General features: G+C 68.8%; 19 protein-coding genes and 1 pseudogene. 11 read left to right on the top strand and 9 right to left on the bottom strand.

Annotated features, from left to right (window positions below; all coding sequences use genetic code 11):
* From NQ160_RS05120 to dnaA, 5 genes are all read right to left on the bottom strand, one after another.
* A partial coding sequence (locus NQ160_RS05120; protein WP_257514161.1) for an ATP-binding protein occupies positions 1 to 896 on the bottom strand: 896 nt, incomplete at its 3' end.
* A gap of 122 nt (positions 897 to 1018) precedes the next feature.
* Entirely contained in the window at positions 1019 to 1504 is a 486-nt protein-coding gene (locus tag NQ160_RS05115) for a DUF721 domain-containing protein (protein ID WP_257514160.1), read from the bottom strand.
* Positions 1497 to 2654 carry a DNA replication/repair protein RecF gene (gene recF, locus NQ160_RS05110; RefSeq protein WP_257514159.1) on the bottom strand — a complete coding sequence of 386 codons (1158 nt, stop codon included), beginning with the start codon at positions 2652 to 2654 and terminating at the stop codon, positions 1497 to 1499. The genes NQ160_RS05115 and recF overlap by 8 nt, the downstream gene beginning before the upstream one ends.
* A gap of 48 nt (positions 2655 to 2702) precedes the next feature.
* Positions 2703 to 3854 carry a DNA polymerase III subunit beta gene (gene dnaN, locus NQ160_RS05105; RefSeq protein ID WP_257514158.1) on the bottom strand — a complete coding sequence of 384 codons (1152 nt, stop codon included), beginning with the start codon at positions 3852 to 3854 and terminating at the stop codon, positions 2703 to 2705.
* Positions 3855 to 4449: 595 nt separating this feature from the next.
* Positions 4450 to 5865 (bottom strand): chromosomal replication initiator protein DnaA, encoded by a 1416-nt coding sequence (gene dnaA / locus NQ160_RS05100; protein ID WP_257514157.1) that lies wholly within the window; start codon positions 5863 to 5865, stop codon positions 4450 to 4452.
* Positions 5866 to 6175: 310 nt separating this feature from the next.
* Between dnaA and rpmH the strand changes: the two genes are divergently transcribed.
* The 9 genes and pseudogenes from rpmH (at position 6176) to NQ160_RS05055 (ending at position 14464) form a co-directional block, all read left to right on the top strand.
* Positions 6176 to 6313 carry a 50S ribosomal protein L34 gene (gene rpmH, locus NQ160_RS05095; protein ID WP_013584598.1) on the top strand — a complete coding sequence of 46 codons (138 nt, stop codon included), beginning with the start codon at positions 6176 to 6178 and terminating at the stop codon, positions 6311 to 6313.
* Between the two features lie 8 nt (positions 6314 to 6321).
* Positions 6322 to 6660, top strand: coding sequence for a ribonuclease P protein component (rnpA, locus tag NQ160_RS05090; protein WP_308211445.1), 339 nt, complete (start codon positions 6322 to 6324; stop codon positions 6658 to 6660).
* Positions 6657 to 7013 carry a membrane protein insertion efficiency factor YidD gene (gene yidD, locus NQ160_RS05085; RefSeq protein ID WP_257514155.1) on the top strand — a complete coding sequence of 119 codons (357 nt, stop codon included), beginning with the start codon at positions 6657 to 6659 and terminating at the stop codon, positions 7011 to 7013. Before rnpA ends, yidD begins: the two co-directional genes overlap by 4 nt.
* Before the next feature lie 6 nt (positions 7014 to 7019).
* Positions 7020 to 8099: pseudogene (yidC, locus tag NQ160_RS05080) on the top strand (membrane protein insertase YidC); the annotation flags it as partial.
* 257 nt (positions 8100 to 8356) lie between these two features.
* On the top strand, positions 8357 to 8848 hold the full coding sequence (locus NQ160_RS05075; RefSeq protein ID WP_257514154.1) for a Jag family protein: 492 nt from the start codon (positions 8357 to 8359) through the stop codon (positions 8846 to 8848).
* Positions 8849 to 8863: 15 nt separating this feature from the next.
* Positions 8864 to 9487 carry a 16S rRNA (guanine(527)-N(7))-methyltransferase RsmG gene (gene rsmG, locus NQ160_RS05070; protein WP_257514153.1) on the top strand — a complete coding sequence of 208 codons (624 nt, stop codon included), beginning with the start codon at positions 8864 to 8866 and terminating at the stop codon, positions 9485 to 9487.
* Between the two features lie 2547 nt (positions 9488 to 12034).
* Positions 12035 to 12976, top strand: coding sequence for a ParA family protein (locus NQ160_RS05065; RefSeq protein WP_257514152.1), 942 nt, complete (start codon positions 12035 to 12037; stop codon positions 12974 to 12976).
* The gene (locus NQ160_RS05060) at positions 12976 to 14085 is read left to right on the top strand and encodes a ParB/RepB/Spo0J family partition protein (RefSeq protein WP_257514151.1); all 1110 of its coding nucleotides are present in this window, start codon (positions 12976 to 12978) and stop codon (positions 14083 to 14085) included. The genes NQ160_RS05065 and NQ160_RS05060 overlap by 1 nt, the downstream gene beginning before the upstream one ends.
* Before the next feature lie 34 nt (positions 14086 to 14119).
* Positions 14120 to 14464, top strand: coding sequence for a tryptophan synthase subunit alpha (locus NQ160_RS05055; RefSeq protein ID WP_257514150.1), 345 nt, complete (start codon positions 14120 to 14122; stop codon positions 14462 to 14464).
* A gap of 66 nt (positions 14465 to 14530) precedes the next feature.
* Here the strand turns inward: NQ160_RS05055 and trxA are convergent, their stop codons facing one another.
* The 4 genes from trxA to NQ160_RS05035 all read right to left on the bottom strand — a co-directional run bounded on the left by trxA (position 14531) and on the right by NQ160_RS05035 (position 19850).
* Entirely contained in the window at positions 14531 to 14854 is a 324-nt protein-coding gene (gene trxA, locus NQ160_RS05050) for a thioredoxin (RefSeq protein ID WP_191719678.1), read from the bottom strand.
* A 60-nt stretch (positions 14855 to 14914) separates the two neighbouring features.
* The gene (trxB, locus tag NQ160_RS05045) at positions 14915 to 15907 is read right to left on the bottom strand and encodes a thioredoxin-disulfide reductase (RefSeq protein WP_257514149.1); all 993 of its coding nucleotides are present in this window, start codon (positions 15905 to 15907) and stop codon (positions 14915 to 14917) included.
* A 104-nt stretch (positions 15908 to 16011) separates the two neighbouring features.
* Positions 16012 to 17580, bottom strand: coding sequence for a murein biosynthesis integral membrane protein MurJ (gene murJ / locus NQ160_RS05040; RefSeq protein ID WP_374113628.1), 1569 nt, complete (start codon positions 17578 to 17580; stop codon positions 16012 to 16014).
* 20 nt (positions 17581 to 17600) lie between these two features.
* The gene (locus NQ160_RS05035) at positions 17601 to 19850 is read right to left on the bottom strand and encodes a DUF6049 family protein (RefSeq protein ID WP_257514147.1); all 2250 of its coding nucleotides are present in this window, start codon (positions 19848 to 19850) and stop codon (positions 17601 to 17603) included.
* A 117-nt stretch (positions 19851 to 19967) separates the two neighbouring features.
* On the opposite strand from NQ160_RS05035, the gene NQ160_RS05030 reads away from it, so the two are divergent.
* Both NQ160_RS05030 and NQ160_RS05025 read left to right on the top strand, forming a co-directional pair.
* Positions 19968 to 21488 carry a DUF7059 domain-containing protein gene (locus tag NQ160_RS05030; protein ID WP_257514146.1) on the top strand — a complete coding sequence of 507 codons (1521 nt, stop codon included), beginning with the start codon at positions 19968 to 19970 and terminating at the stop codon, positions 21486 to 21488.
* A gap of 43 nt (positions 21489 to 21531) precedes the next feature.
* Positions 21532 to 22667: CCA tRNA nucleotidyltransferase (locus NQ160_RS05025; protein ID WP_257514145.1), on the top strand; the 1136-nt coding region annotated here is incomplete at its 3' end.

Below are 22667 nucleotides of genomic sequence, written 5' to 3'. Positions count from 1 at the left end.
GTGGTCCACTGCATCGCCAGCTCGAGGGCGATGTGGCGCACCCGGTCCTCGGACTCGATCTCGATGATCTCGTCGTTGACGACCTCTGCCTTGCGCACCTTGTTGAGGTACTCGACGTAGTCGACCAGGCCCCGCTCGTAGTGGAAGTCGTCATTCGGCTGGTGCTCCTCCGACGTGCCGTCAGGCAGATCGACGGTGTATACCGAGTCGGGGCGCTCGTCGCGGAGCGTGATGCGCAGTCCTTTGTTGAGGAACGCGGTCTGCTGGAAGCGGGTGCGCAGCGTGTCGTAGTCGAAGTGCACCGTCTCGAAGATGGTGTCATCCGGCCAGAACTCGATCGTCGTGCCGGTCTCGTCGGTCTCCTCGGCCTGTGCGAGGGGTGCCTGCGGAACACCGCCGTCGCGGTAGGTCTGGCGCCAGGCGTGGCCCTGACGCTTGACCTCGACCTCGAGGCGGCTGGACAGAGCGTTGACCACCGACGAGCCCACACCGTGCAGACCACCCGAGACCGCGTATCCCCCGCCGCCGAACTTGCCGCCGGCGTGCAGGACGGTGAGGACGACCTCGACGGTGGACTTGCCCTCAGCGCGGTGGATGTCCACGGGGATGCCGCGGCCGTTGTCGACGACTCGAACGCCACCGTCGGCCAAGATGGTCACGTTGATGGTGTCGCAGTACCCGGCGAGAGCCTCGTCTACGGAGTTGTCGACGATCTCGTACACGAGGTGGTGAAGGCCTCGCTCACCCGTCGACCCGATGTACATGCCGGGGCGCTTGCGGACCGCCTCGAGGCCCTCGAGGACCTGGATCTCATCTGCCCCGTACTCGCTGTTCCGCGCCGGCGCCGTACGCGATTCGGGTTCTTCGGAAACGCTGTCGGGATTCTGAGACGTCATATGTTTCGAGCGCTCCACATCGATCGTGCGTGAGCGTCCAGTCTATCGGGTTTCACCGCTCACTCGCGGCGTGAATGGCCCTGTGGCGCGACGAAAACCGCCGGAATGGCCCAGATCGTCGGTCAACCGTAGGTATCGCGGGGACCCCGCCCTGGAATCGCTCTGCGACCCCATTTCCAGGAGGGGACGTCCGGCCCCACGAAGCGGATGCTCGAGACCCCCGCCTCTGGGAAGCGTCGCACGATCTCGGTGACGATCGTCGCGCGCATGAGGGTGAGCTGCCGTGCCCACGCGGTCGAATCGCACTGCACCGTGAGCACGCCGTCACCCAGAGCGACCGGAGATGCGTGCCGCGCGGTCTCCTCACCGGCGACCTGTTCCCACTGCAGCACCAGGTCCTCGCGGGCCAGCTGCGAGTTCCACCCCGAAGCGCGGGTGAGGTCGGCGACCACGTCGCCGAGTCCGTGCGGATCGCGTCCCGGCGTGAAAGGGGCGTTCTCATCGTTCGTCGCGGGGCGCCGGCGGCGCCGCGACCGCTGCGTCGGCTCCAGGCCCCGCAGCCGCATGTACGTGGCAATCGTCTCGGGAATGCGCGCGGGATCAGTCATCGTCCGCCTCCAGGATGCGACCTGCCTCGACGCGCACGGTCCGCGCACGCAGCGCCTGCGGCACGTCTTCTTCGACGGCAGCGGTGACGACCACCTGCTCGTAGTCGGCGACGAGCCCGGCGAGGCGGCTGCGCCGATCGGCGTCGAGCTCGGCGAAGACGTCGTCGAGGATCAGCACCGGGTCGCCGAGGCGCGATTCCGCCCGCAGCAGATGGGCGGATGCCAGGCGCAGTGCGAGCGCGACCGACCACGATTCACCGTGGGAGGCATATCCCTTCACCGGCAGACCGCGCACGCGCAGCAGCATGTCGTCGCGGTGGGGCCCGGTGAGGGTGAGGCCGCGCTCGAGCTCGGCGGTGCGGCGTGCGGCGAGGGCGGAGCGGAACAGCGCCTCGACGGCGGACGCATCGGAGGCCGTCGCCGCGGACGCGGCATCCTCTTCGGGGTCGGCGCCGTCCACCGACAGCGCCCAGACGAGTTCGGGACTGTGGTCGGCGCCGGCGATGGAGGAGTAGGCGTCGACGAGGGGCTGGGTGAGCTCGGCGGCCAATGCCAGCCGGGCCCGGATCACCTGCGTGCCGAGGGTGACGAGCTTGTCGTCCCACACGTCGAGGGTCGCGAGGGCATCGCCGCGAACGCCCCGCGCCTTCGCGGACTTCAGCAGCGCAGTGCGCTGTTTGAGCACGCGGTCGTAGTCGGCGAGCACTCCCGACATGCGGGGACTGCGCTGGACCAGCAGCTGATCGGCGAAGCGGCGGCGGGCCGACGGGTCGCCGCGCACGATCTGCAGGTCTTCGGGGGCGAACAGCACCACCTGCGCGTAACGCGGCAGTTCGGCAGGCTTCACGGGAGCTCCGTTGACCCGCGCCTTGTTCGACCCCTGGCGGTTGACCTGGGCTTCGAGCTGCACGCGGCGCTCCCCGTGGGCGAGCCGCGCGCGCACGATTGCGGCATCCGCGCCGTCGCGCACCATCGGGGCATCGTTCGAGACGCGGTGTGACCCCAGCGTGGCCAGGAACGCGATCGCCTCGACGAGGTTCGTCTTTCCCTGGCCGTTGCGGCCGACGAAGACGTTCGCTCCCGACGTCAGTGCGACGTCGGCCGCCGCATAATTGCGGAAGTCCACGAGGCTGAGCTGCTCGACGATCACCGAATCACCTTAGTTCGCCGGTCCGACAGGACGCCGGGCGGCGGCAGGTCAGCGCAGGAGCAGGTTGGGCTGCAGCAGGTACTTGAACGACCCCTCGCCCGCCCTGTCCACCGAGGTCTGCGCCGTGATCAGCACCGGGCTGAGCTTGTTGGCGTTCTCGCTGGAGGTGAACGTGATGCGGGTGAACTCGCTGCGGACGGCGCCGAGAGCCTCGATGAGGTACTGGGGGTTCAGGCCCAGCGTGACGTCTTCGCCCACGAGCGTGGCATCGACCGATTCGGTTGCCCGAGCCTGCTCTGTACCCGAGGCGTCCATCGAGACGCCGTCGGCGGTGAACGTGAACCGCAGCGGCGCCGAGCGGTCGAGCACGAGCGACACGCGACGAACAGCCTCGACGAGGTCGGCGGTGTTGACGACCGCGTGGTGCTCGGTCTGCTCGGGGAAGAGGCGGCGCACGGGCGGGAAGTTGCCCTTGATCAGCAGCGACGTGACCGTCTTGTTGCCGGCGGTGAATGCGATGATCTCGCGGTCGCCGGTGCCGGAGAAGGCGATCGAGATGTCGCCGGAGTGCGCGAAGGTCTTGCCGACTTCGGTCAGGGTGCGCGCCGGCACTAGCGCGGTCGTCGTCTCTTCGGACGCCGCCGAGCCGCCGTCCCACGGCAGCTCGCGCAGCGCGACGCGGTAGCGGTCGGTGGCGACGAGGCTGAGCTGCGTGCCCGAGACCTCGAGCTGCACGCCGGTGAGCACCGGAGTCACGTCGTCGCGCGAGGCGGCGAAGGCGACCTGGGCGATCGCCGTGGCGAAGTCGTCGGCGGGGACGAGGCCGGACTCTCCGGAGACCTCGGGGATCGCGGGGTACTCCTGCACCGGCATGGACGACAGGGTGAACCGCGCCGATCCGCAGGTGAGCAGGATGCCGCCGTCTTCTTCGAGGCTCATCTGCACGGGAGCGTTGGGGAGCTTGCTGGCGATGTCGGCGAGCAGTCGACCGTGAACCAGGATCGTGCCCGGGTCGTCGACGGTCGCCTCGATGGTGGTGCGGGCGGATGCCTCGTAGTCGAAGGCCGACAGCGACAGCCCGGTCTCGGTGGCTTCGATGAGCACGCCGGCGAGGATCGGCTGCGGGTTGCGCTGCGGCAGAAGCTTCACGACGAACGACACGGCCTCGCTGAAGACATCGCGATTGACGTGGAACTTCACTGGTGCTCCCTTGATGGCGGTAGGGCCTCCCATGCTAGTGCCACGAAGCCTCGGCCTCGGAAGACGCCGGCGCAGCGGCGGACACGGTGATGGACCCGGAATTCATAGAGATGGTTCTGTCATCTTGTTAACAGCTGTGGAAACTGTGGATAACTTCGACGATCCCAGTCGGCACAACCGAACTACATGCGTGTGACTTGTGGATTCGGTGAGGATTGGCGTGATTCCGCGGGTTGTCGGGGGGTGACACAAAACTCTTGTCATCCACAGGCGGGCCGGATCCACTCACAATCGTGTCGGCGCGTCTCACATTTATCCACAGGTTTTCCACACTGTGTAGAACTGGATGATGGGACCCCACAGGCGCCCTGTCAACCGCCGATGGATGGCATGCGCAACCGCGTGGAACATACGCCGCGGGGAATGCGGGCGCGGGCGCGCGCCAGACGTCGTCGTGGCGACGGGGAGGAGACGCGAGAGGGGTGCCGCGCGGTGGGAGCCCGCGCGGTGGGAGCCCGCGCCGAAGCGTCGTGGGTACCCGAAGAGAGGCCCGTCCCGCGCAGGGTGTTCAGGCCGCGGTGTGCGGCAGCGGCCGTCAGCGGCCGTTGCGACCGAGCTGGGTCGTGATCTCCGACACCTGGTTGTAGATCGAGCGACGCTCCTTCATGAGTTCGCTGATCTTCTTGTAGGCGTACATCACGGTCGTGTGGTCGCGGTTGCCGAAGAGCTGACCGATCTTCGGCAGCGACAGGCTCGTGCGCTCACGGCACAGGTACATCGCGATCTGACGGGCCGTGGCGACGGCCTGGGACCTGCTTGAGCCGTAGAGATCATCCACCGACAGCCGGAAGTATTGCGCCGTGGCGGTGATGATGTCGGTTGGCGAGACCACGTTGGCATCGTCGTGATCGATGATGTCGCGCAGCACGGTCTGTGCGAGGGAGATGTCCAGCGACGAGCGGTTGAGGCTCGCGAACGCCGAGACGCGGATCAGCGCCCCTTCGAGCTCGCGGATGTTCGACGAGACCTTCGTGGCGATGTACTCGAGAACCTCGTCGGGCACCAGAAGTCGCTCGGACTGCGCCTTCTTACGGAGGATTGCGATGCGGGTCTCGAGGTCGGGTGCCTGAACGTCGGTGATCAGACCCCATTCGAACCGACTGCGCATGCGGTCTTCGAACCCGGTGAGCAGCCGCGGCGGCAGGTCGCTGGTGATCACGACCTGCTTGTCGTGGTCGTGCAGCTGGTTGAACGTGTGGAAGAAGGCTTCTTGCGTCTCGGCGCGCCCCTGCAGGAACTGGATGTCGTCGATCAGCAGGATGTCGACTTCGCGGTAGCGTGCCTGGAAGGCGGCCCCGCGGTTGTTGGCGATCGAGTTGATGAAGTCGTTGGTGAACTCTTCGCTCGAGACGTATCGCACCCGGATGCCTGGGTAAAGGCTCAGCCCGTACTCGCCGATCGCGTGCAGCAGGTGGGTCTTGCCCAGACCCGAGTCGCCGTAGATGAACAGCGGGTTGTACGCCTTCGCGGGTGCTTCGGCCACAGCCACGGCGGCGGCATGCGCGAAACGGTTGGACTGGCCGATGACGAAGTTGTCGAAGGTGTACTTCGGATTGAGCCGCGTGTCGCTGCGGGACGGCGGTGCGATCGGCTCGGGTTCCTCGGCAATGGGACTGCGCACGATGACGGGCGCCGCTACCGGCTGCAGGGGCGTGGGTGCACTCAGGTGCGCGTCGGCGAGTTCCGGGTTGACCACCACGCGAAAGGCCGATGCCGCCGGCTGCGCGTCGACCCGGGCGAGGGCCTCCATGATCGGCGCGCGCAGACGCTTGTTCAGCTGAGCGGCGGTGAGCTCATTGGGCACATCCAGGTACAGCGTTCCGCTCATGACGCCCTGCGCCACGGCGAGGCTGAGGAATCCCTGCAATTGAGGGGTCACCCGCTCGTCGTGGGAGAGTTCGCCGAGCACGGCTCTCCAGACCGGAACGTCTGGAAGATCGTGCTGTGACATTGCGCCTCCGGGGGTCGATGCGCCGTGGCATCCCGCCGCACTCGGAGGGGGCGGGCCTGTGGATAACGTGCGGGGGCAACGCTAATCAGGCAACCTCGCCTCCACCAAATCCACTGTAGGCCGCCGCCGCGTGTCATTGCCAGGCGTGGGCGCAGCCGGTGGATAAAGTGAGCGGCTGCCTGCGCCCGGTTTGAGTTATCGGGCGGCGCGACGTACCCTTAATCGGTTGACGTATGCCCAGTCGGGCAGTCCCCTGTACCCGCGTCCCCGGTCCCAGCGTTCCGGTGACCGCCGATCCGGAGTGATCCTCATGAGCAAGCGCACCTTCCAGCCCAACAACCGTCGTCGCGCCAAGAAGCACGGCTTCCGCGCCCGCATGCGTACCCGCGCGGGCCGTGGCATCCTCGCCGCTCGTCGCGCCAAGGGGCGCACCGAGCTCTCTGCCTGACGCAAGCTGTGCTTTCGAGGCCGAACCGCCTCACTCGCGGCGTCGAGTACCGAGCGGTGGTCCGCGGCGGTAGGCGGTGTGGGGGATCCCACACCGTGACCTACGTTGCGGCATCCCCCGGTGACGGCACCTCCCGGTTCGGCTTCATCGTGAGCAAGCAGGTCGGCGGCGCCGTCGTGCGCAACACCGTCCGGCGGCGGCTCAAGGCCGTGTGCGCCGAGGCGCTGAGCGACGTGCCCTCGGGCACCGATGTCGTGATCCGCGCTCTGCCCAGCGCCGCGACCGCACCCTATGCCGAACTGCGCAGCGAGGTCCGGCGCTGTCTGGCCAAACGGGTGCCGGCATGAGCGTGTCGACCTTGCCGACGGCTTTCGTCGGTGACGGCGCGCTCCACGCCGACGCGCTGGTGCGCGGCATCCCCCTCGTTCCTCGCAACCTGGGGCTCGCCCTTCTGCACGGCTACCGCGCCACGATCTCCCACGTCTATGGCGACGTCTGCAAGTACTACCCCTCGTGTTCCGCCTATGCCGTCGGCTCCGTCCAGCAGTACGGGCTTGCGAAAGGGACCGCGATGGCCGCGATGCGCCTGGCCCGCTGTCATCCCTGGGCTGCCGGCGGGATTGATGACGTACCGTCGAATCCACGCTTTGGCCATGAGCTGACTCGGCACGGATTCGTCGTGCCCTCCGGAAAGGACTGATCCGTGCTGGATCTCTTCGCTGCCACCCCGATCCCGGTGGTCCCCACCCCGACGACACCGCCTCCCGGGGAGGGTTTCGACCTCTTCAGCACGCTGATGTGGCCGTTCAAGTGGCTTGTCGAGCTCATCCTGGTGTTCTGGCACTGGCTGTTCACGGCTGTGGGGATGCCTGCTACGGCAGGTGCCACCTGGGTGCTGTCCATCATCGGCCTCGTCATCGTGGTGCGCTCCGCGCTGATCCCGCTGTTCGTGCGGCAGATCAAGAGCCAGCGCAAGATGATGGAAATTGCTCCTGAGCTGCGTAAAGTCCAGGAGAAGTACCGCGGCAAGAAGGACCAGCTTTCTCGCGAGGCCATGAGCCGCGAGACGATGGCGCTGTACAAGAAGCACGGCACCACACCGGTGTCGAGCTGTCTGCCGCTGCTGGTGCAGATGCCGATTCTGCTGGGCATGTTCTACACGCTCAGCGATGTGAAGAAGCACGCTGAGTGGGGCGTGGGCGGTGTGGGCTTGCTCAACACCGAGCTCACGAAGCAGTTCTACGACGCGCAGCTCTTCGATGTCGCTCCGCTGCACGTCAACATGATCGACGCGATCAACCAGGGGCAGACCGCGACCGTCATCATCCTGATCATCCTCGTGGTGCTGATGATCGCGTCGCAGTTCATCACCCAGCTGCAGATCATCTCGAAGAACCTGTCGCCCGAGGCCAAGACCGGCCAGGCGTACCAGATGCAGAAGATCATGCTGTACGTGCTGCCGCTGGCATTCATCTTCTCGGGTGTCTTCTTCCCCCTCGGTGTGGTCATGTACTGGTTCACGTCGAACCTGTGGACGATGGCGCAGCAGTTCGTCGTGATCCGCAACCTGCCGACCCCCGGCTCCGACGCCGCGAAGCAGCGCGAGGAGCGCCTGGCACGCAAGGGTAAGGCGCTGGATTCCAAGGGCCGCGTCATCCCGATGGAGAAGTACCAGGAGGAGCAGCGGCGTCTGGCTGAAGAGGCAGAGCGCGCACGTGCGGCCGCGCCCAAGCGCCAGCAGCCGGTCGGCAAGCAGCGCGCGAAGAAGAAGCAGGCGCCCAAGGGTGCTCCCGCGAAGAAGGCCTCGGCCGACGGCTCGGGAAAGCCGGCGGGCTCCGACGCCACGGGAGGCTCCGCATCCGACAGCAGCGCCGCCGGCCGGCCGCGTTCGACGCCGCCCAAGAGTGGTCCCGCCAAGAAGGCCTCGCCCGACGCTTCGGGCAAGCCGGGAGGCTCCGCATCCGACGGCACTGACGGCAGCCGGCCGAGTACGACGCCGCCGAAGCCGCCCAAGAAGTCCTGATCGCACGAAGGAAAACGAACATGACTCTCACGCCTGAATCCGCGGACGCCACGGTCGAGCAGCTCGAGCAGGAAGGCGACATCGCCGCCGACTACCTCGAAGAGCTGCTCGATATCGCCGACATCGACGGTGACCTCGCCCTGGACGTGCGCGCCGGGCGCGCGTACGTTTCGGTCGAAGCCGAGGACTCGGGCTCGCTGTCCCTGCTGAGCCACCCGGACACGGTGCAGGCGCTGCAGGAGCTGACACGGCTTGCCGTTCAGAACCGCACCGGACGCTTCTCGCGTCTAATCCTCGATGTCGGGGGATCGCGTGAGCAGCGCCAGCGCGAACTGGAGCGCCTGGTCGATCTCGCGATCGAGCGTCTGGACGAGGGCGCATCGCAGGCATCCCTGCCGCCCATGTCGAGCTACGAGCGCAAGCTCGTGCACGATGTGGCCTCGGCGCGGGGCTTCGTCTCGGAGTCCTACGGTGAGGGCGCCGACCGGCACACGGTCATCAGCCGCGCCTGACGCTCCGCTTCCGTGATGAACACTCTCGAAGAAGAACCCCAGGTCGCGTGGGAAATTTTCGGCGACCGCATTGACGTTGCGCGCGCGTTCACGTCGGCACTCGCTGCGCACGGCGAAGAGCGTGGTCTCATCGGACCGCTGGAGCTGCCGAGACTGTGGACACGGCACATCCTCAACAGCGCGGTGGCCGCCCCGTTGTTCCAGGGCACGGTGGGCGACGTGGGGTCCGGCGCAGGTCTGCCTGGCGTCGTGCTGGCGATCGCGCGTCCCGACGTGCGGTGGGTGCTCATCGAGCCGATGGAGCGCCGGGTGATGTGGCTCGAGGAACAGGTGCGTGAGCTGGGACTCGACAACGTCGAGGTGCTGCGCGCGCGGGCGGAGGACTGGTCACGCGGTCCCGTCCTCGACGCCGTGACTGCGCGGGCGGTGAGCGCGCTGCGCACGCTGGTTCCACTCACCGCTCCGCTGGTGCGCGACGGGGGCGAGCTCGTCCTGCTCAAGGGCGCGAACGCGGCGAACGAGATCGCGGCTGCCGAGAAGGTCATCCGCAGGTTCCGTCTTTCGAACGTGCGGGTCGAGCCGGTGGGCGAGGGTCTGATCGCGGAGCCGACGCGGGTCATCCGAGCCACCGTCCGCTGACGCGGCCTGCTGGCCGACCGCTCCCCGCCTCACGACCCGTTCTCGATGGGGGAAAACGACCGGTTTCGGTTGTGTGAGAGCCATTCTGCGCACCGCTTCGTACTCCGGGGTCGCCCCGAAATGACGCCGAGAGGCACCGATTCGAGCCGCATGCCCGCCGAAAGGGCACCTGTTTCACGTGAAACAAGGGATCTGCTGGCGAGTGAGTATTCGCGGTGCCGAGTGAGTATTCGGTGGATCGAGTGAGTATTCGCCGCCTCGTAGGAGTAATCCGGACGCTCTGACTTCGGGGGGCCGGACAGCGGCCATTCCTGCCTTCGTGATGTTGCCACTCCTGTCGACCATCGGGCGCACGAAAAGCCTCGGGGCCGTCGGATGCCAGGCTGGCTTGTGGCGGTCGCGAGAAGGTGGACTGACCGTTGACAGGTGGTCTCGCCGCGCCGTTGTTGCAACCGACGGGCGGCCGAGCGGGGGGATCCTCATGGTTCTGGTCTCCCCTTTGATCCATCCTGATCTGGCCAGACGGACGTGGTTGGCGCGCGCCACGGGCGCCCGACACCCTGCGCCGCACTTACCCGGGCCAGTGCTGCCGTGGACATGTGGTCAGATGACCCGGTACAAGGGGAGGCCAGGACTGCCTACGAGAGAGGGCATGACAGGACGCGTTTCACGTGAAACATTCTGCGCGCAGATACGCATGTGCGCCGCGCGCACGCGGTTCTTCGTTCGCGACGGCGGGGGACGCGGCGCTCATCACCCACCAAGGGGTGAAGCTCAAGGTCCGTGTCGGCGACAGGCCTGCCGCCCGCCGTGTGCGGGAGCCGCGCGTCGTCGTCGAGCGCCCCGTCGCCCGGTTCGCAACTGGTCGGTTAATGGGTCGCAGAGGACCCACGGGGGTCACGTATGGTGCGGAAGCGGGGGAGGTTATGCCTGTGGGCACGCCTTTCGCGCACCGGGGTCGGATGGGCTAGCCGGCGGCGCGGGCTCGCCACCTTCTGCCCTCCGCGCGCCCGCGTTCTGGCACCTCGCACCTCGGCGTGCGGGGCGCGACGGCCTGCCCCAAGCGCGAGATTCGCTCCTTTCGGTATGTTTCACGTGAAACAAGCGACCAAGTTGCGTCGGTGACTCGTTCGGGGCCGAGGTGTCCGTCTGCCGGCCGGTCTTGCGTCCGGCATGGGTAAGCGCAGCGGCAGCATCCCAGAGCCCGGATCGACGCCGGCTGAGCATGGGTCCCGGCGCGCCTGCCGCCGGACTAGATGTTTCACGTGAAACGGGCGCTTGCACGGGGCCGAAACGAGGGCGGGGAGTGTGACGCGAGTGGGAAAAGCGGCGGTGCACTATGCCGTAGCTGCTTGACACCGCGGGAGGGTCGGTATGCGAGCGAAGCAGGGCACGAGCACCGAGCGACGAGCCTCGAACCGGCAAACCGGTGCGTTTCACGTGAAACACCCCTCCGCATCTCACGGGTTCGGGCCCGGGGGTCGCGCGTACAGGCGGTTCAGCTTTGGGCGGGCCACGCCGCAGGGCCGCGACACGACCGGCGTGACGGCGACCCGCGGTCACGCCTCGCGCGCTATCGAACTGCCGTTTCACGTGAAACATCACGCCCACGGCCGCCAAGGACACCGAGGGGTGTGGGGGACAGGGGTTGATCATGATCTACCAGCGTGCACCGGAGTAATGGTCCGTTTCACGTGAAACTAGCAGCTCGACGGGTGGGCCCAGCTTGTAGCGAGGGTACTCCGCGTACCCGCCCCAGCCGCAGAGTGTGGCTATTTCGGTGTCCGGCTCGGCCACCGCGGACGACAGAGCCCGCAATAGTGTGCGCTCGGGGTTCTTCTGCGGGTCATTTCGATTGCACCAGCGCCCCTGTGGTGCGCGAGCAGCATGTCCAAGGCGCCAGCAGGTCCGCGGATTCCTCCGCCGCGCACGCTGCGCGTACCCAAAATGAACCGATAGGGGCGCAAATTTCCGCAATTTCCAGGCGCCCGGCCCCGGCCCAGCGAGGGTTCAGGCGCTGAGTCCGGCCGTCGGCCAAGGAAGAGGAGCCCAGGTTTCCGCGCCGCGCGCACCTGCAAAGGGGAGGCGCGTCGCCGACCCCGAATGGGTGCGGCGACGGGACGTCGAAGTGCCGCTAGGCCGAAGGCGCCGAAAGCGGGTGCAACGCCGCTCTTTGTTTGTGCGGCGTTGCGCTAGCGCACCCACCGGTTGTGTGGGCGCGGCGGGCCGGTAGGCGTCGTGAGATGTCGTCCTCGCACCCCAAGATGGCTTGGCTAGGCCGACCGTCCACGCTGCAACCGGGCGTTCAACAACCACCGGCAGGGGAGGCCTGGCCGCTCGTCAGTACATAGGGATGCCACCTCGTGCGTGACCGGGGCCCTTCGGCCACGCGCCCCAAGCCCGCGGTGGGGCCGGAATGCAGAGATGTTTCACGTGAAACGCCGCCTCGGGAGTGGGATTGTGCCCGCGCCCGGCGGTGCGGAGGACGGGAGTGGGGGCGGGGTCGCGTAGGGTTGAACAGGTGTCTCGTCGAGCGAAAACGGAAGGATGTTTCACGTGAAACAACCCGAGGATGGAGCCGGACCGGCATCCTTCAGCCTCGACGACGCACCGCTGGCGCGGGAATTGGCGGACCTCACCGCACGGCGCCGCGCGCTCGACGTCGTTGACGTGCGATTGACCGGAGAAACCCGCGTTTTCACCGTTTCCAACCAGAAGGGCGGGGTGGGCAAGACCACGACGGCAGTGAACGTCGCCGCCGCTCTCGCCGCTCTCGGCGCACGTGTGCTCGTCATCGACCTGGACCCGCAGGGAAACGCCTCCACGGCGCTGGGGATCCCCCACACGGCCGACATCCCGAGCGTTTACGACGTTCTGATCGACGACTTCCCGCTCGCCGACATCGTGCAGCAGAGCCCGGAATCACCGAATCTCTTCTGTGCGCCCAGCACGATCCACCTCGCCGGCGCTGAAATTGAACTGGTGTCCCAGGTGGCACGCGAGCACCGGCTCAAGACGGCCCTCGAGGACTACCTGCGCGATCTGCAGCCGCGTCTGGACTTCGTCATCATCGACTGCCCGCCCTCGCTAGGGCTGCTGACGATCAATGCGTTCACGGCGGCCGACGAGGTGATGATCCCGATCCAATGCGAGTACTACGCGCTGGAGGGGCTCAGCCAGCTGCTCGGGAGTGTGCGGATGATCCAGAAGCACCTCAACCCCCAGCTGCACGTCTCGACGATCCTGCTGACCATGTACGACGGCCGCACCCGCCTCGCCCAGCAGGTCGCCGAAGAGGTGCGCTCGCACTTCGCCGAGCAGGTTCTGCGCACGGTGATCCCGCGCTCGGTGCGAGTGTCCGAGGCTCCGAGCTTCGGACAGACCGTCATCGCGTACGACGGACACTCAGCCGGGGCAGTGGCTTACAAGGAAGCAGCGGTGGAGATCATCCAGCGCGGCACGACACACAAAGAAGAAGGAAAACCCTGATGGCGAAGAGAACTGGTCTCGGTCGAGGCATTGGGGCGCTCATCCCGACGTCGGAGCCGTCGGAGGCGCGTCCCGTCGACGTGTTCTTCCCCGGCGCCTCGCGGAAGGCCGCCGAGGCTGAGGCTGCAGCCGTCGCCGCGTCCGCAGCGGCAACCGAAGAGACGTCCACGACGGATGCCGCCGTCGTCGCGCAGCCCGCGACGTCCGAAGACACCTCGCGCACGGACGCGACAGACGTGCCCGAGGCCGACGCCCCCGACGCACCGGCATCCGACCCAGCCGCGCCCGAGCTCGTCGCCATCCCGGGCACCCGCCTGATCCAGGTCGACCCCAACGACATCGTCCCGAACCCGCGCCAGCCGCGCACGCACTTCGACTCCGACGATCTCGCAGAGCTCGTGCACAGCGTGCGGGAGTTCGGCGTGCTGCAGCCCGTCGTCGTGCGCACCAACGCCGACGGCAAGTACGAGCTCATCATGGGGGAGCGGCGCACGCGCGCGTCGCGTGAAGCGGGCCTCACCTCGATCCCGGCGATCGTGCGCGACACCGAGGACGAGCACCTGTTGCGTGACGCGCTGCTCGAGAACCTGCACCGCTCGGAGCTGAACCCGCTGGAAGAGGCATCCGCCTACCAGCAGCTGCTCGAGGACTTCGGCATCACGCAAGAAGAGCTCGCCACGCGCATCGGCCGGTCCCGGCCGCAGATCAGCAACACCATCCGCCTGCTGAAGCTGCCGATTCCGGTGCAGCATCGGGTCGCCGCGGGCGTCTTGAGCGCCGGGCACGCCCGCGCCGTCCTGTCACTCGAGGACCCCGAGGCGATGCAGCGGCTCGCCGACAAGATCGTCAACGAGGACCTTTCGGTGCGCGCCGCCGAGGCTGCGGCGAAGGCGACGGATGCCGGCACGTCGCGCCGTGCCCTCCCGAAGGCGGGCGCGCGACGTGCACACCTCGATGAGGTCGCCGAGCGGCTGGGCGATCGACTGAACACCAAGGTGAAGATCAACATCGGCGCAAGAAAAGGCCAGGTCATCATCGATTTCGCGACGATCCAGGACCTCAACCGCATTCTCGAGGAGATCGGCGAGACCGAGTTCGGCGCCCGCTGACCCGGGCATCGGCGGCCCGACGTAGGCTGGATGAATGACAGCCGACGAGTCCCACGCCCCCCGCCGGGCGAGCCTCGAACTGCTGCGCGCTGAGGCCGGCGACGAGCTGTCGGTGCTGGTGCACGAGCGCCTGCGCGCGGGCGAGGATCCCTGGGAATTCATGGAGGACCTGCCGAGCGTCGATGAGCTCGTGGTGCTGCTGCTGCGCGCCGACAACATCGCCGCCGACGGGGGTGCGCGGCCCACCGAGGCCCGCAACTACCGCGTGCTGCGCCAGATCGCCCTCGACTACCCGGAGCTCACCAGCGCGGTCTGGCGTCTTCTCGGCTCCGAGCCGCACCGACCGTGGGATGCCGCGGTGCGCGCAGACGCCTCCTGAGGCGCCTCAGGCACGCGAAAGGCCCGACCAGACGTGTCTGGACCGGGCCTTATGCGTAAGGGCGTCTCAGCCGATATAGGCGGCGAGATCCTGCTCGAGGGCGAACTTCGGCTTGGCGCCGATGATCGTCTTCTCGACCTCGCCCTTGCGGAACACCTTCATCGCCGGGATCGACGTGATCTGGTACTTCATCGCAAGATCCGGGTTCTCGTCGACGTTGAGCTTGAGAATGGTGATCTTGCCGGGGTGCTCGGACTGGATCTCGTCGAGGATCGGCGAGACCATGCGGCACGGGCCGCACCATTCCGCCCAGAAGTCGACGAGCACGGGGCCGTCGGCGTCGAGGACGTCCTGCTGCCAGTTGCTCGAGGTGGTGGCCTTGGCTGTCATGAATGCTCTCCTTGGGAAGTCTGTCAGTAGGGGGAACGTCGAGGCGTGGGGGATTGTTCCTCAGGCGCCGACCGTGGCGGCATCCGGCAGGCCGTCGATCTGCGCGACGTCGCTCTCGGGCAGGGCCGCCTCGCCGCGCGCGGCGAGGTAGTGCTCGACGTCGAGGGCGGCGACCGTGCCGCTGGCGGCCGCGGTGACCGCCTGGCGGTAGGTGGGGTCGATCACGTCGCCGGCGGCGAACACGCCCGGCACCGAGGTGCGCGACGTGCGACCGTCGACCCAGATGGTTCCCTCAGGGGTGAGCTGGAGCTTGTCGTGCACGAGGTGGGTGCGCGGGTCATTGCCGATGGCGACGAACAGGCCGTCCAGCGGCAGCTCGCGGGTGGTGCCGTCGGTGGTGGAGCGCAGCACGACGCCGTTGACGGCCTCGTCGCCGAGGATGTCGGCGACTTCGCTGTTCCAGATGAACTCGATCTTCTCGTTCGCGAAGGCGCGCTCCTGCATGATCTTCGATGCGCGCAGGGTGTCCTTGCGGTGGATGATGTACACCTTGGAGGCGAACTTCGTGAGGAACGTCGCCTCTTCCATGGCCGAGTCGCCGCCGCCGACGACGGCGATCGTGCGCTCACGGAAGAAGAAGCCGTCGCATGTGGCGCACCACGACACGCCGCGGCCCGACAGGCGCTCCTCGCCGGGGACGCCCAGCTTGCGGTACGCCGACCCGGTCGCGTAGATCACGGAGTACGCCTGGTGCACCTCGCCGTTGCCGAGTGTCACGGTCTTGACGTCGCCGTCGAGGTCGAGTGACACGACGTCCTGATAGAGCACCTCGGCGCCGAAGCGCTCGGCCTGCTCCTGCATCCTCGTCATGAGGTCGGGACCCATGATGGCCTCGGGGAAGCCGGGGAAGTTCTCGACCTCGGTGGTGTTCATGAGCTCGCCGCCGACTTCGACGGAGCTCGCGATGACCAGTGGCTCGAGGTTGGCACGGGCCGCGTAGATGGCGGCGGTGTAGCCGGCGGGACCCGATCCGATGATGATGACCTGACGCACGTGTGCTGCTCCTTCGACGGCGGGGAGGATTACCCGCTCATGTCTTCAACACATGCTAACCGCGGGGCATTCCAGCCGCCCCCGGCGCACCGCGCACTGCCGACTCAGCGCCGGCCGGGCAGCACCCGACGCACGAGGCCCAGGGCGACCTGCAGCTCGGGGGCACGCAGCAGCGCCAGCATTCCGACGTAGACCAGGGCGACGACGGCGCCGATGAGCATGGTGCCGAGAGCCCCCTGCAGCTTGTCGGCCAGCATCCAGCTGTCCTGGGCGCCGAAGGTGAAGAAGATCAGCCATCCGGCCGCTCCCGCGGGGAGGGCCGCCAGCATGAACCGGCCGAGCGCGGGCACCCACCTGCCGGCTTCGAGCCGGCCGATCTTGCGCCGCAGCATGACCGCCGCGATGACGAGAGCGACCGTGAGAGCGATCGACTGACCGAGCGCGACGCCCGCCGCCGTGAGCCCCGCGGGAAGTGTGGATGCCAGCAGCGCCGTGACGGCGACGATGACGGCCTGCACGAGCGAGAACACGAAGGGCGTGCGGGTGTCGCCGAGCGCGTAGAACGAGCGCTGGATGGTGAACAGCACGGCGATGGGGATGAGCCCCACCAGATAGCCGCCGAGCACGAGCGCTCCCTCGACGGCGGTGGGTGCGTCGTTGGTGAAGATGCGGGAGACGGGCACGGCGGCGGCGGCGATCGCAGCGGTGGCCCCGACGATCAGCACGCCGATCGAGCGGATGCTGGTGTCGATGTCGCGCCGCATATCGTCGATGCGGCCGTCGGCGGCGTGTTCGCTGAGCTGCGTGAAGTAGGGGATGCCGATCGACAGCACGATGATCGAGTACGGCAGCATGAAGATGAGGTTCGCGTTGCCGGTGACCATGTTCGCCGCGGCCCCGGCATCCGAGGCATCCGACAGCACGTTGGACTGCACGATCGCGCTCAGCTGGGCGACGAGCACCATGAGGAACGTCCAGCTCGCCAGGCGTCCGATGACGCCGAGCCCCATGCCGCGCCAGTGGAAGTCGGGGCGCAGGTGCAGACCCGTGCGGCGCCAGAAGACCAGCAGCAGCACGGCCTGCAGCACGATGCCGAGCGTCGCGGTGCCGGCGATCAGCGCGACCATCCCGGCATCCCAGCCCTCGATGGAGGAGTGCGTGCCGTAGATCACGATGAAGGCGCCGAAGCCGATGATCGAGACGACGTTGTTGACCACCGGGGTCCACGTGTACGGGCCGAACACGCGGCGCGCGTTGAGCGTCTCGCCCAGCAGCGCGTAGAGGCCGTAGAAGAAGATCTGCGGCAGGCACCAGTAGGCGAAGACGGTCGCGAGGGCGTGCTGCTGCGGGGAGAACCCGCCACCGTACAGCGAGACCAGAAGCGGCGCGCACGCGACGGCGATGACCGTGATCGCCAGCAGCACCACCGCGCCCAGGGTGATGAGCTTGGAGATGAAGGCCTCGCCGCCGTCGTCGCTGCGGCCGGCGGCGACGATCTGCGGCACGATGACGCCGGTGAGGATGCCCATCGACACGATGAGGAAGATCGCGTTGGGGAGCTGATTGGCCACGACGAATGCGTCACCCGCCATCGCCGTGCCGATCGCCGTGACGAGCACGATCGACCGCAGGAGCCCTGTCAGCCGCGAGACGAGGGTGCCCGCGCCGATCATGACACTTGCCCGGCCGATGCTCATCGTTCTCCGTCCTCGGCGCCTGCGGCATCCGCGGTGGCCCGTCTGCGCCGGCGCACCGTGCGGAAAAGCCCGATGACGAGAAGACCGCCCACGACCGTCACGAGGGCTCCGACCCCGATCACCTCCCAATCGGCACGCACCATGACGGTCGCGACCTGGGGAGAGCCCACGGGGATGCCGGTGGGGGAGAGCAGCTCGAACCGGATGTCGACCTCGCCGTTGCCGACGTGCGCCTCGACGGGGATCTCCACCCGGGTGTTGCTGTCGGGCTCGGCTCGCACCGTGGACTGCTCCTGCACCAGCAGCCGGGGTGCGCTGGGCTGGGCGATGAGCACCACATCGACCGGCCAGGGCAGGCTGTTGCGCACCCAGATGCGCAGCGGCACGTTCTGGCCCACCAGGTTGATGTCGCTGAGCTGCGGGACGCTGACCGCATTGAGAGTCGCCGCGGTCGCTTCCAGGTGCTCGGCGAGGGTCGTCTGCCAGGTCTCGGGGTCCGGAAGCCACCCGCCGCCCAGCAGCTGCAGAATGCTCGCGCGCTCGGGGCCGGTGATGAGGGTCGGGTCCTCGAGGATGGTGGCGAAGTCGGTGAGCGCAGCCTCGCCTTCCAGAAGCTCGGTGACCGCGGCCGTGCGGGCTTCGTCGGGTTCGCTCTCGGTGACGGTGACGGCGACGGGCTCCGCGGCGACGAGTGCATCAAGGCCGACCGGAGTGGCGCCCGGCGCATTGGCCACTGCCGACAGCGCCGTGGTGAGGCCGAAGCTCGAGCGGCCGTCGAGCCGGTCGACTGTGACCGCGATCGGGCGGCCGCCGCTCTCGCGCACCGCGAAGGCGAGGTGAGCCGTGGCTTCGGTCAGTGGTGCGCCGCGCAGCGAGCTCTCGTCGATCGCCGAGGCGTCGCGGAGCGCCGCCGAGACGGCCGAATCGTAGACGAGCACCGAGGCCTCGCCCGCGACGGCCCTGGCGGCGACCGTGGCGTCGCCGGCGCCCGAGGTGGTCGTGCCGGAGGGGATGAGTGTGAGCGCGGCATCCTCACCGCTGCCCAACCCGCCGAGGGTGGCGACCGTCGCCGGTCCCGCGGTGCCGGTGAAGGGCCAGTACACCGCACCGCGCGTCGCTTCGACCGAGACCAGCTCGTCCAGCGTCGGGTAGACCGGTTGCCCCGGCGGCGTGGTGGGGGTGGGCGTCGGTGTGGGGGTCGGGCTGACCTGTTGTGCGGGTTCGTCGGTGTCCGCCCTCGCAGGCGCCGGCGTCGACGTGGGGGTCGTCGTCGGAGTGGGCGTCGGGACCGGGGTCGCCGCAGGGTCGGGCACGAAGTCCGCCGCATTCAGGTACGGCTGCAGGGAGGTGGGGGGTAGCGGCGCGGGCAGGCCCGCGTCGAGCTGGGCTGCGACGTCGGCGTCGCCGAACTGCAGGGCGAAGCGGTCGTTGGGCAGAGCCTCCAGCTGCGCCAGCCACGCGGTGGCCGAGGGAGGTGCGGCGCTGCCGAGCACTCGGACGGCCGCGAGGACAGCGGGGTCCACGGCGAGGATCGCGGTGGTGCCGGCGACGGCGGCGAGCTGCGCGGTGAGCTCGCCGTCCGGGGCGGTGAGGGCGGTGAGCTCATCCGAAGAGAGCAGGCCGTCGCTCGCAGGCGGCGCGGTGATGGGAACGATGACGCCCACGCCGGCGCCGCCGGCGCCGTCGTCGGGCACGGTCATCACGCTCGTGGACATGAGGGTGCCCGACGCGTTCGTGGCCGTTGCGCGCAGCGGGTACACCCCGGGCGCGCGGCCCGCCAGCTGCGGGTCATCGGGGGGGAGCATCAGGCCGGTCACGCCACGTTCGCCGGCATCCACGGCGTCGGCGACGGCGACGGCCACCACAGCCAGGTCGTCCGCGGTGCCGTCACCTGCCAGCCACGCGCTCAGCGCGGCGCGGTCGCCCAGCGGTGCCGCGCCCAGCTCCAGCACCACTTCGGCGGCGGGGGAGTTCAGCGACGTGCCGTTGGACAGGGTCACCGACACCGCGAGAGCGTCTCCGGGCCGCACGATTCCGTTGCCCACCGGCGACAGGGTCATCTCGAGCGCTGCGTCGGTGTCGGTCTCGTCGCTTTCGGGTGTGGCTGCTGCAGCGGCGCTGGTTGCGGCGGCTGCGGCTGCGGCTGCGGCGCTGGACCATGCCGGGGCGAGCATGAGCACGACCATCAGCGCGGTCAGCAGCGCGAGGCGCCAGGGGCGGCGCGGTGCGGCGGGGATGTCGGTCATGGCGGGTTTCGGCTCGGGTGCGATTCATGACCGCACGGTCAGCCGATTCTAGGCCGGGCGGCCTTTGAGCTTCCCGAACGGCGGGGCGATCCGCCCGAAGCGGGGTTGAATGGAAGGATGCCGACACCTCCCGATCCCGCCCTCTGCCGCGCCCTCGCGGACGACCTGCGGGCCGCCGCCTTTTCTGCCGACGGTCTGCGCGACGCGTGGGGCGAGGCGGCCGACGGGGCGATCGCTCGGGGGCTGCGCCTGCCCGCCGAGCGGACTCTGACCGGCCGGTCCGACCCCCTCGCGGTGCTGGCCCGGCTGCTCGTGCTGGGCATGCGGCAGCCTGCAGCGGTCGTGGACGCCGCCCTGCCGCTGACCGGTGCGGCGGGACTGATCGCCCTGGAGCTGGCGACGGCCTCGGGTGACACGATCATGCCGCGCGCGGTCATCCGCCCGCAGGAGTTCTCCGATGACGCCGGTGATGTGCAGTGGTGGGTCGCGAGCGACCTCGACGAGGCGGCGCTGGGTGGGCCCCTGCCCGAAGACCATGTGCTGGGCGTCGGCGGCGCATCGCTGACGCTTGCCGGCCTGCAGCTGCCCGGCCGCGTGGGTCGCGTGCTCGACATCGGTACAGGATGTGGCATCCAGGCGCTGCGCGCGCGGCGCGACGCCGACCTCGTGATCGCGACGGACGTGTCCGAGCGGGCCCTTCACTTCACCCGCCTCAACGCCCTGCTGAACGGCGTCGACGGCATCGAGGTGCGGCGGGGGAGCCTGTTCGAGCCGGTCACGGGCGAACAGTTCGAACGGGTCGTGTCGAACCCACCGTTCGTCATCACGCCCCGCGCGGCGGGGGTGCCGGCGTACGAGTACCGCGACGGCGGGCTCGTGGGCGACGCGCTCGTGGCGCAGGTCGTCAGCGGCGTGGGTGTGCACCTCGCCCCCGGCGGGGTCGCGCAGCTGTTGGGCAACTGGGAGTACCGCGACGGCGAGGACGGGCTCGATCGGGTGCGCCAGTGGGTGGCGGCATCCGATATTCCTCTGGACGCATGGGTGGTGGAGCGGGAGGTTCTCGACCCGCTCGCATACGCCGAGCTGTGGATCCGCGACGGCGGCACGGAGCCCGGTTCGCCGGAGTCCACGCGACTGCTGGCGGCCTGGCTCGACGACTTCGCCGAGCGCGGGGTCACCGGCATCGGGTTCGGATACGTGCTGCTGCACCGCTCGCGGGGGTCGGCGCCCACGCTCGCCCGCTACGAGCGGGTGACGCAGCCCGTCGGCGGGGCCCTGGGCCCGCACCTGGCGGCGTCGCTGGCTGCGCACCAGCGGCTTGCCGACATGGACGACGCTGCGCTCGCGGCGAGCGTGCTGGAGGTGGCTCCCGACGTCACCGAGGCGCGGCACCACCTGCCCGGCGCCGAGGACCCCAGCGTCATCGAACTGCGTCAGGGCGGAGGCTTCGCGCGCACGCTCGAGGTCGACCCCGCACTGGCCGGCCTGGTCGGGGCGTGCGACGGCGACCTGCCGGTCGGGGTCCTGATCGACGCGATCGCACAGCTGCTCGAGGTGGATGCCGCCGCGTTGCGCGCGGACCTTCTCCCTCGCGTGCGTGAGTTGCTGTTCACACAGTTCCTGCGGTTCGCTGGGTAGTCGCCGACAGGGGAGCGCAGGAGCGCTCGGTAGGCTCGAACCCATGCTCAACATGGCCGAGGGCCTCGCCCGCATCGGCGCGCTTGCCGCGTCGCCGGTCGTCGACGCCCTCGCGCGCGCGTTCGCCGACGCCGGCTTCGAGCTCGCACTCGTCGGCGGCCCGGTGCGCGACGCGCTGCTGGGCCGGCCGACGAACGACCTGGATTTCACGACCAACGCGCGGCCCGACGACATCCTGCGGATCGTGAAGCCGATCTCCTCCGCGCAGTGGGACATCGGCCGCGACTTCGGCACCATCGGCGCCCGCGTCCGCGGCGAGCAGGTGGAGATCACCACCTACCGCGCCGACGAGTACGACGGCGCCACGCGCAAGCCGGTCGTCGCGTTCGGCGACGACCTCGAGGGCGACCTCGCGCGGCGCGACTTCACCGTCAACGCGATGGCGCTGCGCCTTCCCGGCCCCGCCCTGGTCGACCCGACCGGAGGCGTCGAGGACCTCGTCGCCGGCATCCTCCGCACCCCTGTCGACCCGGCGGTCAGCTTCGGCGATGACCCGCTGCGCATGCTGCGCGCCGCCCGCTTCAGCGCCCAGTTGGGTTTCGACGTCGATCCCGCGACCGTCGCCGCGATGGCCGAGCGCGCCGAGACGCTCTCGATCGTGAGCCCCGAGCGCATCCAGGGCGAGCTCGTGAAGCTGCTGCAGGCCGATGACCCGGCGCGCGGCATCCGCCTGCTCGTCGACACCGGTCTGATGGCGAAGTTCCTGCCCGAGGTGCCGGCGCTGCGCCTCGAGGTCGACGAGCACCACCACCACAAGGACGTCTACGAGCACTCATTGACGGTGGTGCGGCAGGCGATCGAGCTCGAACGGGAGCGCAATCCGGATGCCGCGCCCGACGTCCGCCTGCGGCTCGCCGCCCTGCTTCACGACATCGGCAAGCCCGCCACGCGGCGGCTCGAGGACGGCGGCGGGGTGACCTTCCACCACCACGACGTCAAGGGCGCGCGGCTGGCCCGCAAACGGCTGCAGGCCCTGCGCTTCGACTCCGACACGATCGCGAGCGTGACCAAGCTGATCGAGCTGCACCTGCGGTTCTTCGGCTACGCCGAGGGCGCGTGGAGCGACTCGGCCGTGCGTCGGTACGTGCGGGATGCCGGCGACGAGCTCGAGCGCCTGCA

The sequence above is a fragment of the Microbacterium sp. zg.Y909 genome, from assembly GCF_024626565.1.
Note: the sequence above shows the minus strand (reverse complement) of the source record. Positions and strands in the feature narration are given on the sequence as shown.

Excerpts from the sequence above, each read along its gene's own strand:
- NQ160_RS05030 (WP_257514146.1), top strand. The coding sequence starts at position 19,968 with ATGCCGACACCTCCCGATCCCGCCCTCTGCCGCGCCCTCGCGGACGAC.
- NQ160_RS05055 (WP_257514150.1), top strand. The coding sequence starts at position 14,120 with ATGACAGCCGACGAGTCCCACGCCCCCCGCCGGGCGAGCCTCGAACTG.
- NQ160_RS05115 (WP_257514160.1), bottom strand. The coding sequence starts at position 1,504 with ATGACTGATCCCGCGCGCATTCCCGAGACGATTGCCACGTACATGCGG.
- dnaA (WP_257514157.1), bottom strand. The coding sequence starts at position 5,865 with ATGTCACAGCACGATCTTCCAGACGTTCCGGTCTGGAGAGCCGTGCTC.
- NQ160_RS05035 (WP_257514147.1), bottom strand. The coding sequence starts at position 19,850 with ATGACCGACATCCCCGCCGCACCGCGCCGCCCCTGGCGCCTCGCGCTG.
- NQ160_RS05060 (WP_257514151.1), top strand. The coding sequence starts at position 12,976 with ATGGCGAAGAGAACTGGTCTCGGTCGAGGCATTGGGGCGCTCATCCCG.
- yidD (WP_257514155.1), top strand. The coding sequence starts at position 6,657 with ATGAGCGTGTCGACCTTGCCGACGGCTTTCGTCGGTGACGGCGCGCTC.
- trxA (WP_191719678.1), bottom strand. The coding sequence starts at position 14,854 with ATGACAGCCAAGGCCACCACCTCGAGCAACTGGCAGCAGGACGTCCTC.
- rsmG (WP_257514153.1), top strand. The coding sequence starts at position 8,864 with ATGAACACTCTCGAAGAAGAACCCCAGGTCGCGTGGGAAATTTTCGGC.
- NQ160_RS05065 (WP_257514152.1), top strand. The coding sequence starts at position 12,035 with ATGTTTCACGTGAAACAACCCGAGGATGGAGCCGGACCGGCATCCTTC.
- rpmH (WP_013584598.1), top strand. The coding sequence starts at position 6,176 with ATGAGCAAGCGCACCTTCCAGCCCAACAACCGTCGTCGCGCCAAGAAG.
- murJ (WP_374113628.1), bottom strand. The coding sequence starts at position 17,580 with ATGATCGGCGCGGGCACCCTCGTCTCGCGGCTGACAGGGCTCCTGCGG.
- NQ160_RS05075 (WP_257514154.1), top strand. The coding sequence starts at position 8,357 with ATGACTCTCACGCCTGAATCCGCGGACGCCACGGTCGAGCAGCTCGAG.